At 70.6% G+C, this 15,891-nt stretch carries 15 protein-coding genes and 2 pseudogenes; 5 read left to right on the top strand and 12 right to left on the bottom strand.

The features are described 5' to 3' along the window. Nucleotides 1-74: 74 nt before the first annotated feature. From trpC to H2Q94_RS07125, 3 genes are all read right to left on the bottom strand, one after another. Nucleotides 75-887, bottom strand: coding sequence for an indole-3-glycerol phosphate synthase TrpC (gene trpC, locus H2Q94_RS07135; RefSeq protein ID WP_243793387.1), 813 nt, complete (start codon nucleotides 885-887; stop codon nucleotides 75-77). Nucleotides 888-1,165: 278 nt separating this feature from the next. Next, entirely contained in the window at nucleotides 1,166-1,672 is a 507-nt protein-coding gene (locus H2Q94_RS07130; protein ID WP_243793385.1) for a Trp biosynthesis-associated membrane protein, read from the bottom strand. A 91-nt stretch (nucleotides 1,673-1,763) separates the two neighbouring features. Continuing rightward, nucleotides 1,764-3,341, bottom strand: a complete 1,578-nt coding sequence (locus H2Q94_RS07125; RefSeq protein ID WP_243793382.1) for an anthranilate synthase component I — start codon at nucleotides 3,339-3,341, stop codon at nucleotides 1,764-1,766. Between the two features lie 96 nt (nucleotides 3,342-3,437). On the opposite strand from H2Q94_RS07125, the gene H2Q94_RS07120 reads away from it, so the two are divergent. After that, complete coding sequence (locus H2Q94_RS07120; RefSeq protein WP_243793380.1) at nucleotides 3,438-4,070, top strand: TetR/AcrR family transcriptional regulator; 633 nt, start codon at nucleotides 3,438-3,440, stop codon at nucleotides 4,068-4,070. 345 nt (nucleotides 4,071-4,415) lie between these two features. On the opposite strand, the gene hisI is transcribed toward H2Q94_RS07120, so the two are convergent. The 7 genes and pseudogenes from hisI to H2Q94_RS07085 form a co-directional block, all read right to left on the bottom strand. Then, nucleotides 4,416-4,766, bottom strand: a complete 351-nt coding sequence (gene hisI, locus H2Q94_RS07115; RefSeq protein WP_243793378.1) for a phosphoribosyl-AMP cyclohydrolase — start codon at nucleotides 4,764-4,766, stop codon at nucleotides 4,416-4,418. Next, on the bottom strand, nucleotides 4,763-5,536 hold the full coding sequence (gene hisF / locus H2Q94_RS07110) for an imidazole glycerol phosphate synthase subunit HisF (RefSeq protein ID WP_243793377.1): 774 nt from the start codon (nucleotides 5,534-5,536) through the stop codon (nucleotides 4,763-4,765). Before hisF ends, hisI begins: the two co-directional genes overlap by 4 nt. Before the next feature lie 93 nt (nucleotides 5,537-5,629). Continuing rightward, entirely contained in the window at nucleotides 5,630-6,361 is a 732-nt protein-coding gene (gene priA, locus H2Q94_RS07105; RefSeq protein WP_243793376.1) for a bifunctional 1-(5-phosphoribosyl)-5-((5-phosphoribosylamino)methylideneamino)imidazole-4-carboxamide isomerase/phosphoribosylanthranilate isomerase PriA, read from the bottom strand. A gap of 159 nt (nucleotides 6,362-6,520) precedes the next feature. Next, a complete protein-coding gene (locus H2Q94_RS07100; RefSeq protein ID WP_243793375.1) occupies nucleotides 6,521-6,721 on the bottom strand; it encodes a hypothetical protein in 201 nt (66 codons plus the stop codon). A gap of 1 nt (nucleotide 6,722) precedes the next feature. Further along, nucleotides 6,723-7,352, bottom strand: a complete 630-nt coding sequence (hisH, locus tag H2Q94_RS07095) for an imidazole glycerol phosphate synthase subunit HisH (protein ID WP_243793374.1) — start codon at nucleotides 7,350-7,352, stop codon at nucleotides 6,723-6,725. A gap of 9 nt (nucleotides 7,353-7,361) precedes the next feature. After that, entirely contained in the window at nucleotides 7,362-8,258 is an 897-nt protein-coding gene (locus H2Q94_RS07090) for a transketolase family protein (RefSeq protein ID WP_243795588.1), read from the bottom strand. Between the two features lie 74 nt (nucleotides 8,259-8,332). Beyond that, nucleotides 8,333-9,042, bottom strand: a pseudogene (locus H2Q94_RS07085) (thiamine pyrophosphate-dependent enzyme). 265 nt (nucleotides 9,043-9,307) lie between these two features. Here H2Q94_RS07085 and H2Q94_RS07080 point away from each other — a divergent pair. Continuing rightward, nucleotides 9,308-10,891: a CocE/NonD family hydrolase gene (locus tag H2Q94_RS07080; protein ID WP_243793372.1), complete on the top strand. Its 1,584-nt coding sequence runs from the start codon at nucleotides 9,308-9,310 to the stop codon at nucleotides 10,889-10,891. Beyond that, nucleotides 10,888-11,853 (top strand): R2-like ligand-binding oxidase, encoded by a 966-nt coding sequence (locus H2Q94_RS07075; RefSeq protein ID WP_243793369.1) that lies wholly within the window; start codon nucleotides 10,888-10,890, stop codon nucleotides 11,851-11,853. The genes H2Q94_RS07080 and H2Q94_RS07075 overlap by 4 nt, the downstream gene beginning before the upstream one ends. 84 nt (nucleotides 11,854-11,937) lie before the next feature. On the opposite strand, the gene H2Q94_RS07070 is transcribed toward H2Q94_RS07075, so the two are convergent. Beyond that, the gene (locus tag H2Q94_RS07070; protein ID WP_243793366.1) at nucleotides 11,938-12,366 is read right to left on the bottom strand and encodes a YciI family protein; all 429 of its coding nucleotides are present in this window, start codon (nucleotides 12,364-12,366) and stop codon (nucleotides 11,938-11,940) included. Between the two features lie 167 nt (nucleotides 12,367-12,533). Then, entirely contained in the window at nucleotides 12,534-13,040 is a 507-nt protein-coding gene (locus H2Q94_RS07065) for a VOC family protein (RefSeq protein WP_243793363.1), read from the bottom strand. Nucleotides 13,041-13,292: 252 nt separating this feature from the next. Here H2Q94_RS07065 and H2Q94_RS07060 point away from each other — a divergent pair, with 252 nt between their 5' ends. After that, entirely contained in the window at nucleotides 13,293-14,588 is a 1,296-nt protein-coding gene (locus tag H2Q94_RS07060) for a PucR-like N-terminal domain-containing protein (protein ID WP_243793361.1), read from the top strand. Continuing rightward, nucleotides 14,585-15,802 (top strand): annotated as a pseudogene (locus H2Q94_RS07055) (MFS transporter); the annotation flags it as partial. The gene H2Q94_RS07060 and the pseudogene H2Q94_RS07055, both read left to right, overlap by 4 nt. Between the last annotated feature and the right edge of the window lie 89 nt (nucleotides 15,803-15,891).

The following is a 15,891-nucleotide window of genomic DNA, read 5'->3' as shown; positions in this document are numbered from 1 at the left end:
AATCTCTGCACTTCGGGTTCCCGAAACCGGCGCCCCGACACCGGGAACACCGGAATCGGGGCGCGGCGCCGGAATCAGCGGCTGGGGCGCGGGCACGCCGGATGCGACCCGGCGGTCACCAGCTGAGTCACCGCGACCCGCGGATTCTCACTCGTCACCAGGCCCTCACCGACGAGCACGGCGTCCGCACCGGAACCGGCGTACGCCATCAGGTCACTCGGGCCGCGCACACCCGACTCGGCCACCTTGAGCACGTCCGGCGGCAATCCCGGCGCGATCCGCCCGAACACCTCCCGGTCCACCTCCAAGGTGTGCAGGTTGCGCGCGTTGATGCCGATGACCTTCGCCCCCGCCTCCAGCGCACGGTCCGCCTCCTCAGCGGTGTGCACCTCGACGAGCGGCGTCATGCCCAGCGACTCGGCCCGGTCCAGCAGGGCTTCCAGCGCGTTCTGCTCCATCGCGGCCACGATCAGCAGCACCATGTCCGCGCCGTGCGCGCGGGCCTCGTGCACCTGGTACGGGCTGACGATGAAGTCCTTGCGCAACAACGGAGTGCCCGCGACCTTGGCGCGCACGTCGTCGAAGTCCGCCAGCGAACCGCCGAAGCGGCGCTGCTCGGTGAGCACGCTGATCACCCGCGCACCCGCCGCCGCGTAATCCGCGGCCAAGTCGGCGGGCTCGCCGATCTCAGCGAGTTCACCCTTGGACGGGCTGCGCCGCTTGACCTCGGCGATGACGCCGACGCCCGGCGCACGCAGCGCCGCCAGCGCATCGTGCGGCGGCGCCGCCGCAGCCGATCGCTGCTTGATCTCGTCGAACGGAACGGCGGACTCGCGGACAGCCATGTCCTCGCGAACGCCCTCGATGATGGATTCCAGAACGCTCACTCGAACACCTCGTCACGCGTGCCCCGAACACTCGCCCGCAGGTCTCGAAAACGGCCTTTCGCGCAGAACAACTCAAAGCGCTCGATCACGACACTCCCCTTCCCGCCGTGCCGTTCGCATGGCCGATGCTAACCCCGCGCGGTGCGGCCTCTCGCCAAGGGGTCGGTACAACGTCCCTGCACAGCAAGGACCTTCGTCCCTTGCCAAGTCCGATCGCGGTACTCCCGCCGCCACCCGGATGTGCCCGGCCTGGTGCCGGGACCACGCTGAGTGCGCCGCTATCGCTCGTCCGTCGGGTCCGCTCCCTCATCCAGGGCATCCCAGAGCCTTTTGTCCGGATCCGCGGACTTCGGTTTCTCCGCGCCCGGCGCGGAGTACTTCGCGCCCATCGCGGGCAGCACGCCCGCCCGCAGCGCCACCAGCAGACCGGCGCCGAACAGCGCCACCGCCGCCAGCACCATCAGCAACGGTCCGTACGGCGCCCGCGACAACTCCCCGATCGGCTCACTGCCCGCGGGCACGTCCGGCGGCACGAACGTCGACGAGGTGCCGAACTGCCAGGTCACCGCCCGCCACGCCAGCAGCACTCCGCCCAGCAGCGTCAACGCCCCGATGATCCGCCGCAGCCAGCCACCGGTGGCGAGCACCGCCGCCACCGCGGCCAGCGCCGCCAACGCCAACGGAACCAGCTCCGGGCGCACCGTCGCCCCGGACGCCGCGGACTCCACATCCCCGAGAACGGGGTGCGGTACGGCCGAGACACCCAGTTCAGGGCGCTCGCCCACCACAGCAGTCCCGCGCCCGCCACCAGCAGCAAGATCACCGACCACAACAGCCTCGGTGACGTCGTGGGCCGCTCGGCCTCCCGTTGCGCGGTCAAACCCGCTCCTCCACGTCCGAATCCGCCACCGCCGCCCGCGGCGCCTCCGGCGGGCGCAACGTCTGGGCCGTGGCGATCGCGTTGAGCACCGCCTTCGCCTTGTTCAGCGACTCCTGGTCCTCGGCCACCGGGTCCGAATCGGCGACGATGCCGCCGCCCGCCTGCACGTACGCCTTCCCGTCGCGCACCAAAGCGGTACGGATCGCGATGGCCGTGTCCGCGTCCCCCGCGAAGTCCAAGTAGCCCACTACCCCGCCGTACTGCGCCCGGCGCGTCGGCTCCAGCTCCTCGATCAGCTCCAGCGCCCGCGGCTTCGGCGCCCCGGACAAGGTGCCCGCCGGGAAGCACGCGGTGACCGCGTCGAACGCGGTGCGGTCCTCGTCGAGAGTGCCGGTGACCGTCGAGACGAGGTGCATCACGTGGCTGTAGCGCTCGATGCGGAAGAACTCCACGACGTGCACCGAACCGGGACGGCACACCCTGCCCAGGTCGTTGCGGCCCAGATCGACGAGCATCAGGTGCTCGGCGCGTTCCTTCTCGTCGTTGCTGAGTTCCTTCTCCAGCCGCGCGTCCTCGTCCTCGTCAGCGCCGCGCCAGCGGGTACCCGCGATCGGGTGCGTCGTCGCCTGCCCGTCGCGGACCGTCACCAGCGACTCCGGGCTGGAACCGACGATGTCGAACGGCGGGCCGCCCTCCGGGTCGGCCATCCGCAGCAGATACATGTACGGGCTCGGGTTGGTGGTGCGCAGCACCCGGTACACGTCCAGCGCGTCGGCGCTGGTCTCCATCTCGAAGCGCTGCGAGACGACCACCTGGAAGGCCTCACCGGAACGGATGGCCTCCTTCGCCGCCTCCACCGCCCGGTAGTGCTCCTGCGGGGTGCGGCGGCGTTCGAAGTCCGGGGCCGGCCGGGAGAACGCGGCCACCGTCGGCTCCGTCGGCCTGCACAGCCGCTCCGTCATCTCGTCGAGCCTGCGCACCGCGTCGTCGTAGGCGGCGTCCACCCGCTCCGGACTGTCGTCCCAGTTCACCGCGTTCGCGATGAGCGTGATGGTGCCCTCGTGGTGATCCAGCGCGGCCAGGTCGGTGGCCAGCAGCATCACCAACTCCGGGATCTTCAGATCGTCCTCGGTGAGCTCCGGCAGCCGCTCCAAGCGACGCACCGCGTCATAACCGAGGTAACCGACCATGCCGCCCGTCAGCGGCGGCAGCCCCGGCAGCGGATCGGTGCGCAGCAACCGCACCGTCTCCCGCAACGCCTCCAGCGGATCTCCGCCCTCCGGCAACCCCACCGGCGGCGTGCCCGTCCAGCAGGCCTCGCCGTCACGCACGGTCAGCGCGGCGGCACTGCGCACCCCGATGAACGACCAGCGCGACCAGGAACGCCCGTTCTCCGCGGACTCGAACAGGAACGTGCCCGTCCGGTCGCCCGCCAGTTTCCGGTACACCCCCAGCGGGGTCTCGTCGTCGGCCAGCAACCGCCGCACCACGGGAATGACCCGCCGCCCGGCGGCGAGCTCGCGGAATTCCGTGCGGTCCGGGGTGATGCAGCCGATGTCGCCGTCGCCAACCATGCCCGTCATTGTGCCGACCCGGCCGCCGCGCCGTCGCAGCGGTCAACCACGGCGGGCCTTTTGCGGCATGCCGCGGGCAACGGCAAGGATGACGGGGTGAGCAGCGGCACCTCCCGGCAAGACGACACCGACGACGGCACCCCGAAGCGACGCGGTCGCAGACCAGGCGGGAAGGACACCCGTGCGGCCCTGGTCGACGCGGCCCGCGAAGTGTTCGCCGAATCCGGCTACAACGACGCCACGGTGCGCGTCATCGCCACCCGCGCCGGAGTGGACCCCGCCATGGTCAACCACTGGTTCGGCGGCAAAGAAGCCCTGTTCACCGCCGCCGTGCAGATCCCGGTGGATCCGGCGGTGATCATCCCCGAACTGCTCGCCGGGGACCGGGAACAGCTCGCCGAACGCATCCTGCACCGATTCCTGTCCGCCTGGGACGAAGCGGGTGGCGGCGCGTTCGCCGCCCTCGTGCGCAGCGTCGCCTCGCACCGCACGGCGGTGCGGATGCTGCGCGAGTTCGTCGCGATCGTCGTCATCGACAAGCTCGCCAGGGCACTGGACATGGACAACCCCGACCTGCGGGCCTCGCTGGCCGCCTCGCAGATCGTCGGACTCGGCATGGCCCGCTACGTGGTGGAACTGGAACCACTCGCCTCGGCCGACCACAAGACCATCGTCGCCACCATCGGCCCCAACCTCCAGCGTTATCTCACTGGGCCGCTGGATATTTGACTCGTTTTGCGTTGGTGGTCGGGTAGCGGAACCTCAGCGGCCTTCTCGCTGCGGGATCTTTTTCCCTAGTGGCTCCGCCACGAGGGAAAAAGCTGTCCTCGCGAGAAGGCCGCTGAGAACCCGCCGGTGGTCACTTTCTTGACGTGGGCTATGTGCTTCGCACATACAGGCACGGCCTTCGGCCGCAAGGCAGGCGTGCTTCGCCGCCCTTCGCGGGCTACGCCGCCAACGGCACGGCTTCGTCGCAAAGAACGGCCGCCGGAAAGGCAAGCGGGGCTTCGCCCGCCCTTCGGGGGCTACGCCGGTGAGGAGGACCCGAACCGGGCGGTGCGGAGCAGGGTCGGCTCAGTTGTCCGCGGGGAGCAGGAGGCCGGCGTCGAAGCAGGTGCGGTCGCCGGTGTGGCAGGCTGCGCCTTCTTGGTCGACGACCAGCAGGACGGTGTCGCCGTCGCAGTCCAAGCGCACCTCGTGCACGTGCTGGACGTGGCCCGAGGTTTCGCCCTTCACCCAGTACTGCCGCCTGCTGCGGGAGAAGTAAGTGCCGCGGCGCGTGGTGAGCGTGCGGTGCAGCGCCTCGTCGTCCATCCACGCCATCATCAGCACCTCACCGGTGCCGCGCTGCTGCGCGATGGCCGCGACCAGACCGTCCGCGTTGCGCTTGAGCCTGCCCGCGATCTTCGGGTCCAGTTCGCTCATCGGACGGTGATCCCTTCCGCGCGCATCGCCGCCTTCACCTCGCTGATCCGCAGCTGCCCGAAGTGGAACACGCTTGCCGCCAGCACCGCGTCCGCACCGGCGTGCACCGCGGGCGCGAAGTGCTCCACGGCTCCCGCGCCGCCGCTGGCGATCAGTGGTACGTTGACGCGGGCGCGCACCGCTCGGATCAGCTCCAGGTCGAAACCGGCCTTGGTGCCGTCGGCGTCCATCGAGTTGAGCAGGATCTCTCCCACGCCGAGCTCCTGCGCCCGCTCGGCCCACTCCACCGCGCAGATGCCCGTGCCGCGCCTGCCACCGTGCGTGGTCACCTCGAACCCGGACGCCGTGGGCCGTTCCCCTTCCGGCACCCGGCGGGCGTCGGCGGACAGCACCACGCACTGCGCGCCGAATCGGTGGGAGGACTCCCGAAACAGTTCCGGGCGGGCGATCGCGGCGGTGTTCAAGCTGACCTTGTCCGCACCCGCGCGCAACAAGCGGTTGATGTCGTCGGGACTGCGCACACCGCCACCGACGGTCAACGGGATGAACACCTGCTCCGCGGTCCGGCGCACCACGTCGAACGTGGTCTCGCGGTCCGAGGAGGACGCCGTCACGTCCAGGAAGGTGAGCTCGTCAGCGCTCTCGGCGTCGTAAGTCTTGGCCAGTTCGACGGGATCACCCGCGTCGACCAGGTTCGTGAAGTTGACACCCTTGACGACCCGCCCGGCGTCCACGTCCAGGCAGGGGATCACTCGTACCGCGACGCCCATGCCTCCAGCGTAAGCCGTGCGCGGCGCCCGCGGCGGAACAGGGTGAGCCGGTGCGCCCGGCGGCGGAGACGACCACCGCCGGGCACCGTCCGATCAGGACACGGCCGCGAGGGCCTCTTCCAAGGTGAAGTTCCCGGCGTACAAGGCCTTGCCGACGATGGAGCCCTCCACGCCCAGCGGCGCGAGTTCCGCCAACGCCCGCAGATCGTCCACACTGGACACTCCACCGGAGGCGACGATGGGGGCGTCGGTGCGGGCGCACACCTCGCGCAGCAGCTCCACGTTCGGCCCCTGCAACGTGCCGTCCTTGCTCACATCGGTGACGACGTAGCGGCGGCAACCGGCGGCGTCCAGCCGAGCCAGGACCTCCCACAGATCACCGCCATCGCGAGTCCAGCCACGCGCCGCCAACCGGTGGCCCTGCTCGGTGATGCGCACATCCAGCCCCACGGCGACCTGCTCGCCGTGCTCGGCCACGACCCGATCCGCCCACTCCGGATCCTCCAAGGCCGCGGTGCCCAGGTTCACGCGGTCGCACCCCGTGCCCAGCGCCGCCTTCAACGAATCGTCATCACGGATGCCACCGGAGAGCTCCACCCGCACATCGAGCCGCCGCACCACATCGGCGAGCAGCTCCCGGTTCGAGCCGCGGCCGAACGCGGCGTCGAGATCCACCAGGTGGATCCACTCGGCGCCGGCGCGCTGCCAGGCCAACGCGGCCTCCAACGGGTCCCCGTAGGAGGTCTCGGTACCGGCCGCACCCTGGACCAGGCGCACGGCCTGACCATCGGCCACGTCAACAGCGGGAAGAAGCGTGAAAGTCACGGCCGCGAGTCTATCCGGCGGGGTGAGAGCGGGTTTCGGAGTCTCCCCCTGCTCGGCGCGCGACGGGGCGCGAAACCTTCCCGATGCGGCATGCAGCGGGTTTCGAACCTTCCCGTTCGGCGCCGCGACGGCTCGCGGAGCCTGGCCCGCTCGCCGGGTTCAGCGGTCCCGGCGGGAAGATCGAGTGGCGGCGATGATCGGGATCAGCAGGACCAGGAGCGTGAGCACCAGGATCAGCCAACCGGGCATGCCCGCCTGGACCAGGTAGGTGGAGCTGAAGCCCGCGATCACGCCGATCGCCAGGATCAGCGCGACCACGCGGGCCGCGCCTTTCGGGTGCATCAGGCCGTGTCGGCGCATCTCAGAGCGTCCCCAACCAGTTGCGCAGCAGCTTGCCGCCTGCCTCGCCGGACTTCTCGGGGTGGAACTGGGTCGCCGACAACGGGCCGTTCTCCACCGCCGCGATGAACGGCTCGCCGTGCTCGGCCCACGTCACGCGCGCCGGGGCGATCGTGTCCGAGGCGGGCAGCTCCCAGCGTCGCGCGGCGAACGAGTGCACGAAGTAGAACCTGGTGCCGGACTCGATGCCGTCGAACAGGACCGAATCGGCGGGCGCCGAGACCTCGTTCCAGCCCATGTGCGGCAGCACGTCGGCCTGCAACCGTTCCACGTCGCCCGGCCACTGCCCGCAACCGTCGGCCTGCACACCGTGTTCCACGCCGCGGTCGAACAGGACCTGCATGCCGACGCAGATGCCGAGCACCGGCCGGCCGCCCGCCAACCTGCGGTCGATGATCTTGTCGCCGCCTGCGGCGAGCAGCCCCTCCATGCAGGCCGCGAACGCGCCGACGCCGGGCACGACGAGCCCGTCGGCCGCAACGGCGGCGTCCGCGTCAGAGGTCACCCGCACGTCCGCGCCCGCATGTTCCAGGGCGCGTTCGGCGGAGCGGAGATTTCCGGAGCCATAGTCCAGTACGACGACGCGTGCCACACGGTCAGGCTACCGGCCGCCGACGGCGAGGAACCCGCGGATCGACTCGGCGAGCTCGGCGGGTGCCAAGCCGTGCGCGGCCTCGTGCTCATCGGCGGAACCGTAGGCGCGGAGTTCCGCGTCCCGGCGCACCCCCAGTCCGAGCACGCGGTGCGGCAGATCGGCCAGCGCGCCGTTCGCCGCCGCCGTCGAAGTGTCCCGCAGGTACGGCTCCACCAGCACCACGTCAGGAGTGGCCGCCAGCGCCGCGGCACGCAACGCGGCGGCGTCGAACGGCCGCACCGTGGAGGCGTACAGCACCGTCACGTCCAAGTCGGCGGTGGCGGCCAGCACCGGGTCCAACAGCGGCCCCACCGCCAGCACCACACCCGCGCGCCCCTCCCGCACCGTCCGGAATCCGCGCCCGGTGGGCAACGAGCGCGCGTTGGTGCGTTCGGTCATCCGCAGGTAGACGAGGTCGTCGCCGGGCAGCGCGGTGCGCAGCAGCTCCGCGAACTCCCGCGGATGGCCGGGCACGTGCACCGTCCAATCCGGCAACGTGTCGAGCAGGGCGACGTCCCCGGGAGCCATGTGGGTGCGGCCCGCCGCCGGGTAGTCGTAGGACGCGCCGGTGCTGACCAGGACCGCGCCCGCCCGCTGGTGGTTGAGGTCGAGCTTGATCTGCTCGAAGGGCCGTTCGATCAGGAACGGCGCGATCGAGTGCACGACCGGCCGCAACCCCGTGAGCGCGAGACCGCCCGCCACCCCGACCAGCGCCTGCTCGCGGATGCCCACGTTGATCACCCGGTCGGGATGGCGAGCAGCGGCTTCGGTGAAGCGGTCCGCGGAGATCTCCGCGAGCACCACGGCCAGCCGAGGATCGTGTTCGAGGGCGGCACCGACGATGTCGGTGAACTCCTCGCGCATCGGCCGCACCTCGGCTCCGTCCTCCGCGAGGCCCTGCCGGGCGAGATGGTCCGGTTCGGTCCGTCCGATGAGGGTCATGCGAACTCCTTCGGTTCCACGCGGGCGATCACCGCGAGCGGCTGGTCCAGGCGGGTGTCGGTCAGGGCGTGGTGCAGCGCCTCGTGGTCCCGGCCGTCGACGGTGTGGGCGGCCCAGCCCTCGCGGGCGAAGCGCTCATCGATGCCGCCCGGCCAGCCGTAGGAATCCGAGACGTTGTCCACGACGACCGTCGTGAGCGAGCCGACGCCGCGGCGGCCCGCGACGGCGATGGCCTCGTGGTTGCTGCCCTCGCCGAGTTCGGCGTCGCCGACGAGCACCACGACCCGCGACGCGGTGCGGCCCTGCGCGCGCAGGCCGAGCGCCGTGCCCAGCGCGAGCGGCAGGCCGTGGCCGAGGGAACCGCTGCCGATCTCCACGCCCGGCGCCAACACCCGGTCCGGGTGCTGGCCGAGCCGGGAATCGAAAGCGCTCCACTCGTCGAGTTCGGCCGGGTCGAGGAACCCCTTCGCGGCGAGCACGCGTAGTAGGCCATCGGGCCATGCCCCTTGGACAGCAGGAATCGGTCGCGGTCGGGGTCGTCCGGGCGCTCGGGGGCCACCCGGAGGATCCGGTCGTAGAGCACCCACAGCACGTCCAGCGTCGAGACCGCGGCGGGCGAGTGCTTCTCGTCGCCGGACATCCGGCTCAGCAGCGCGGGCAGATCCGAGTAACGCGACCCGGTCCGCCGGGAGGTGGAAGTCGTCATGGCGACCACCTTGAAACTTCGAGTCAACTAGAAGTCAAGAGTTTCCTGCACCGAGTACCCGGATCGGCGATTCCCCTTGGCATCAGCCGAATATTCGCGCCGGTTGTCACCCGGATGACAAAATATCCACTTCGGACCGACCCCACAAAGCATCAATGGCAGCGAGATCCGAATGGAGTATTGCCCGTTGATCTACTGAAAGTAGCTTAGGGAGCCCCGGCCGCCCACGGCCGAGCATTCGCCCGGCGACGAAAGGGTCCCGCACATGCCTCGCCGAACCACGCCGGTCGCCGCGCTGCTCACCGCGGCGGCCGTGCTCGCCGCCACCGCACCCGCCGCGACGGCCACCGGCTCGACCGCCACCCGGCTGGTCGGCATCACCGCCGCCGACGGCACCGAGCTGCGCGCCGCGGTGTGCGAACCCACTGATCCCGGCCCGCACCCGGTGGCGGTGCTCGTCGCCGCGTGGGGCGGCGGCAGCACGCAGAACATCATGCCCTGCGAGGAACTCGCCTCCCGCGGCTACGTGACGGTGTCCTACGGCGCGCGGGGATTCGGCGAATCCGGCGGCGAAGTGGAAGTGGCCGGGCCGGACGACATCAGCGACGTCTCCAACGTGATCGACTGGACGCTGGCGAACACCGAATCCGATCCCGCGCGGATCGGCGTCGGCGGCATCTCCTACGGAGCCGGGATCAGCGTGCTGGCCTCGGCGTTCGACCCGCGGATCCGGGCCGTCGCCTCGATGAGCGGCTGGGCCGACCTGGTGGAGTCGCTGTTCAGCAACCGCACCCGGCATGCCGCGGTCGCGATGGTGCTGCGGATCTCCGGTGAGCAGAACGGGAACCTGTCCGACGAGAGCCGGGAGATGCTGGACAAGTACATCACCGACGCCGACCGCGAGGCGGTGACCGAATGGTCCCGGCAGCGCTCACCTTCGTCCTATGTGGACCTGATCAATCGGAACCGGCCCGCCGTCCTGATGCTCAACACGTGGAGCGAAACGGTGTTCCCGCCCGGTCAGCTGGCGGATTTCCAGCAACGGCTGGAAGTGCCGAGCAAGCTGGAACTGGTGCCGGGCGAGCACGCGGCGGCCGAGACCAGCGGGCTGCTCGGGCTGCCGAACGACGCCTGGAACGACACCTACCGCTGGTTCGACACGCACCTGCGCGGAGCAGAGCCCGACGGCGCCCCCGTCGTGCTGCAACCTCGCGGCGCCACCGACCGCCCACGGGAGAACTACCCGGACTGGCGGCACATCGCGACGCGAACGGACCGCTTCTTCCTCTCCGGCGAGCAAGAACTCACCACCGACGCCCCCACCGACTGGACCAACACGCTCCACAGTGGACGAGACACGATCGCGAACGGCGGTGTGCCACTGGTGACCTACACGCTCGAAGCGCTCACCGGGAACCCGCCGACGGCGTTCCTGCCCGCGCTCGACACGACGGCCGCGGCCCGGTGGACCAGTCCCCCGCTCACCGAAACCGAAGTGCTGCGCGGAAGTCCGCACCTGCGGCTCACCGCGGTGCCACCCGCGCCGGAGGGCATGCTCGTCGCCTACCTCTACGACGTGGACGACACCGGCACCGGACGACTCATCTCCTACGCCCCCTACTCCTGGGAGGGCGCGACGCCCGGAGCTCCGCTGCAGGTCGACACCCCGCTGCCGCCCACCGCCTACGACGTGCCCGCGGGCCACCGGATCTCGCTGGTCATCGACACCGAGGACCCGCTGTTCTTCCTCGACCACAACACCGACGGCGCCCCGCTGGAACTGCGCGGGCAGGCGACGTCCCCGGCGACGCTGGAGCTGGCGTCGCGCGACGGAAAGGAGCTGCCATGACCACCGCCCGACACGACCGGAGACCTTCCCGGCCCGACCAGGCCAGGATCAATCCCGAGGCCCTCCCGTTCCGGTTGTGGCAGAAGGGAAATCGCAAGTTCTGGGACCCCGGGGCGATCGACTTCTCCCAGGACGCCGTGGACTGGCGCGGGCTCACCGACGAGCAGCGGTTCGCCGCGACCATGCTCTGCGCCCAGTTCATCGGCGGCGAAGAGGCGGTGACAGAGGACATCCGGCCGTTCCAAGCCGCGATGGCCGCCGAGGGCAGGCCCGCCGACGAGCTCTACCTGAGCCAGTTCATGTTCGAAGAAGCCAAGCACACCCAAGGTTTCCGGCGCTGGCTCGACGCCGTCGGAGTGCGCGACGACCTGCATCCGCACGTGGCCGGCAACCCCGGCTACCGGGCGATCTTCTACGAGGCGCTGCCGGAGGCGTTGCACGCGCTCGATCACGATCCGAGCCCGGCGAACCAGGTCCGCGCCTCGGTCACCTACAACCACCTCGTCGAAGGCGTGCTCGCGCTGACCGGCTACTTCCTGTGGAACACCACGTGCAAGCGCAACGGAATCCTGCCCGGCATGCAGGAGCTGATCAGGCGGATCAGCGAGGACGAGCGGCGGCACATGGCGTGGGGCACGTTCACCTGCCGCAGGCACGTCGCCGCCGACGACGCGAACTGGGAGATCGTGACCGAGCGGATGGAGGCCCTGCTGCCGCACGCGATCGCTCAGATCGAGCACTCGTTGAACAACTGGGAAGACGATCCGTTCGACATGCGGATCGAGGGGTTGTTCGAGTACGCCGCGGACCGGGCCGCGCGGCGGATCAAGGCGATCGAGTCGGCGCGCGGCACACCGGTGGAACGCATCGACGTGGACCACGCACCGGAACGGCTGGAGGACGAGTTCGGCGACGAGGACGAGGCGGCACTGCGCGACAGCGAGGCCCGGGGGAACGGCTGAACGAGCGTCCGGACCGAGCGGAGGCGGCACGGCCACGCCGGGAGGAACCGTCGCGGCACGCGCGAGCAGGCCCCCGCATCGCGATCAGACGTCCTGCCCGGACGCCTCCATCATCAGGCGCACCTCGACCGCGGCGAACCGCGCGTCCGGAATCCGGGCCGCGATCTCGGTCGCGCGCTCCGGGCTGTCGCAGTCGACGACGAGGTAGCCGGCGAGCTGCTCCTTGGTCTCGATGAACGGGCCGTCGGTGGCGGCGAGCGCGCCGTCGCGGACCCGGACCGTCCCGGAGATCAGCGGGGCGGCCAGCGCCTCACCGCCGACGAACTCGCCCGATTCGACGATCTCCTTGTGCATCGCCTCGGCCTGCCGGGTCAGCTCGACGCGTTCTTCCTCCGGTAGCGCGCGGAAATCCGGGTCGCGCAGGAACATCGGGTGCTCCCAGCTCTCCGGATTGCTGTAGATCAGCAGCATGTACTTCGCCCTCGACTCCTCGCGGTCGCGGCGCCCCGGCACCGGCGGGAGATCGGGGCGCGTCGCCGGGGAAATCCGCTACGAACACCGCGCGCACGCCTCCGCCGAGGGCACCATCCCACGCGTCCGGACGCGACGACCGCACGTGCGATCCCGGCACCGTGCTCCTGCCGGGCGTCGGCATGCCGGGCAGGAGCACCGGGCGACGGTCACTCGCTCCCGGCGATTCCGATCAGGTTCCCGTCCGGGTCGATGAACTGCGCGACCACGAAGTCCCCCGCAGGGGCCTTCACCGGACCCATTCGCCGCTTCCCACCGAGGCTCGCGGCCTTCTCCAACGCCGCCGCGACGTGAGGGACGCCGACGTAGAACAGCACCTTCCCCTCGTAGCCCTCACCTCCGCCGACGCCGCCGTTGATGCCGTCGGTGGTGCTCCCGTCGACGAACCCGTACTGCCCCGGTGTCGTACGAGCGCGACGAGCACCTTCGGCGCCGAGCGGCGCAGGAGGTCCGCTACCTCGGCGTCCGTGATCGCTGCTCCTGCTCGAATCGGGCCTGGCCTGCCGCCGAGCATGTTCGGTGCACCGGGCGGCCGCGGTGGCCGCCGGGGCGAGGCTCTCGCATTCGACCACGTCCACCCCGGGCGAGACACGGTCGACGTTCGAGCCCGGCACGAGCTCCTCGGCTCCGGTGCGCCGGTCGGGACGTGGGCGCACGGCAGGGCAACGAACTCGGCCAGGAGGACGAAGCGGGATTGCGCGAAAGCGCGAATCCGGGAAATACTTAAGCGAATTTCTTTCACATTAACTGGGAGTAACTGACCCGACTTTCGTATTCACTCAGATTGACGGCTGGGACAAGTGCGCTCCCCTCACTAAAGTACCTACTCGCTAGTAGGTACTTTGTGGCGACGTGGCCACCGGCTCCACTTACCGGGTCCGACGTCGCCTCCAGCAGGAAAGAGGATCATGCTGACGAAGGCGATCCATCCCCAGGCCCCGGATCTGTGGGCGGCCCTGCCCAGCGAATTGGCTCCGATCCTGCGTCCCGCGATGAACAGCCTGGCCACGCAGATCCTCAGCGAGATCCAGCGGCGCATCCCCGAATACGCCCGGCCGATGGACGACAAATACGTGCACGCCATCCGCCGCGGCGTCGAAGAGGCGCTCAGCCAATTCGTCGACCAGATCGCCGACCCCACCGCACCACCGGAACGCTGCGCCGAAGTGCACCGCGCGCTCGGCAAAGCCGAAATGCACGAAGGGCGCAGCCTCGACAGCCTGCAGGCCGCCTACCGCCTCGGCGCCCGCCTCGCCTGGCGGCGCACCGCCCGCATCGGCGAACGAGCCCGCGTCGCACCGCGCACCATGCTGCTGCTCGGCGAAGCCATCTACGCCCACATCGACGAACTCTCCGCGCTATCGGTCGAAGGCTTCGCCGAAGCGCAGGCCCGCGCCGCCGGAACCCAGGCGCGCAGACGGCGCCGGCTGCTGGAACTGCTGCTCACCGATCCCCAGCCGCCGTACCGAATCCTGGAGGAAGCCGCTGCGGCCGCCCGCTGGAAGTGGCCGGACACCGTCATCGTCGCCGCGCTGCAACGCGCCGACGAGCACGAACCGCACAGCAACCCGCTGTCCCGGCGGGAAGCGCTCATCGACCTCGAATGCACCCAGCCGCACCTGCTGGTGCCGTGCAGCGGCGACATCCCGTGGGAGAAGCAGCTCACCGGCTGGCGGATGGTCCTCAGCCCACCGGTGGAGATCTCGCAGGCACCGCACGCGCTGCGCTGGGCGCGACGGGTGCTCGAACTCTCCAACGCCGGCGTCGTGCCCAACGAACCCGTGCTGCACTGCAAGGACCACCTGTCCAGCCTGCTGCTGCTCAGCGACGAGAACCTGACCCGGCAGATCATCCACACCCGGCTGGCTCCGCTGGAACAGCTCAAACCGAAACAGCAGGTCCGGCTGGCCGAGACGCTGCTGGCGTGGCTGCAGACCCGTGGCGGTGCGCCGGAAGTGGCGCAACGACTACGAGTGCACCCCCAGACGGTGCGCTACCGCCTGCACCAGCTCGAAGACCTCTTCGGCGCGGACCTCAACGACCCGCAGGCCAGGTTCGAACTGGAGATGGCCCTGCGGGCCGCCGGGCGGCTGCTCCCCTACGGCGCCCTCACCGAAGAACACGCCGCCGGGCCGGACCGGCGGTCGACCGCGCCCATGGAGGCACCGGCGGCTCCGGACGACGGCCAGGGCGGGACGACATGAGCGCGGACACCCCGGTGCGGCAGGGGCCGGTGCTGCTGGCCCTCGCCGTGGCCGGGTTCGTCACCGCACTGGACAACAACGTCGTCAACGTCGCGCTGCCCACCGTGCAGACCGAACTCGGCGCGACCGTCCCGCAGCTCGAATGGATCGTCAGCAGTTACGTGCTCGCGTTCGCGAGCCTGCTCATCGTCGGTGGCAGGCTCGCGGACCTGGCCGGGCGCAGGCGGATCCTGCTGATCGGGCTCGCGGCGCTGATCGTCACCTCGGTCACCGCGGGGTTCGCGGAGTCCGCCGAGGTGCTGATCTGGGTCCGGTTCGCGCAGGGCGCCTCCGCGGCGCTGGTGATGCCCGCCTCGCTGGCGGTGCTCGCCGCCGACATCGACCGGGAACACCGGGACCTGGCCGCGGGGATCTGGACGGCCTCGCTGGCGGTGGCGCTCGCGCTCGGGCCGGTGGTCGGCGGCGTGCTCACCGAACACCTGCACTGGAGCTGGATCTTCTTCCTGCACCTGCCCACCGGGCTGGCGACGATGGCGCTGGTGTGGTGGGGGCTGCCCGACACCCGGCCGCGAACCGGGCGGATTCCGCTGCGGCGGCTGGACCCCGCCGGACTCGCACTGTCCACAGTGGTGCTGGCGGCGGGCAGTTTCGCGCTGGTGGAAGGGCAGAGCATCGGATTCGGCGCACCGTTGATCATCGGCGCGGCGCTGGTGACGCTCGCCGGCGTGCCGGTGCTGATCATCGTGGAACGCCGGGTGGCGGAACCGATGCTGCGATTGTCGTTGGTGCGCAACAGGATTTTCGGCGGCGGCACCATCGCGCAAGTGCTGTGGGGCGTCGGGGTCAACGGCACGCTGCTCTACACCTCCCTGTTCCTGCAGGACGTGCTGGAGTTGTCCCCCAGCGCCGCCGGGCTGGTGTTCGTACCGCTGGCGGGACTGCTCGTGCTGTGCGTGCCGCTGGTGCCGCCGCTGAGCTCCCGGTTCGGCGCGCGCTCGATCGTGACGACCGGGATGGCGCTGGTGGCGCTCGGATTGTGGCTGCTGGCGCAGGCGGACGCGCAGAGCTCGGTGTGGGGGTTGATGCCGGGACTGCTGTCCATCGGCCTCGGATCCGCGCTGATCACGCCGTTGACCTCGGCGGTGCTCTCGGCGGCCCCGCCCGGTACCGCGGGCGTCGCCTCGGCCATGGTCAGCGCCGCGCGGGAGGCGTCCGGAGTGCTCGGGGTGGCGGTGGTCGGCGTGGTGCTCTCCGCGTGGAGCGGCGCCGCGCTGGCCGGCGGCGCCACCGCTGACGCCGCCTA

It is taken from the genome of Saccharopolyspora gloriosae (assembly GCF_022828475.1).
Lineage (GTDB): Bacteria > Actinomycetota > Actinomycetes > Mycobacteriales > Pseudonocardiaceae > Saccharopolyspora_C > Saccharopolyspora_C gloriosae_A.
The sequence above is the reverse complement of the archived record's forward strand: the minus strand, read 5'-3'. Positions and strand labels throughout refer to the sequence as shown.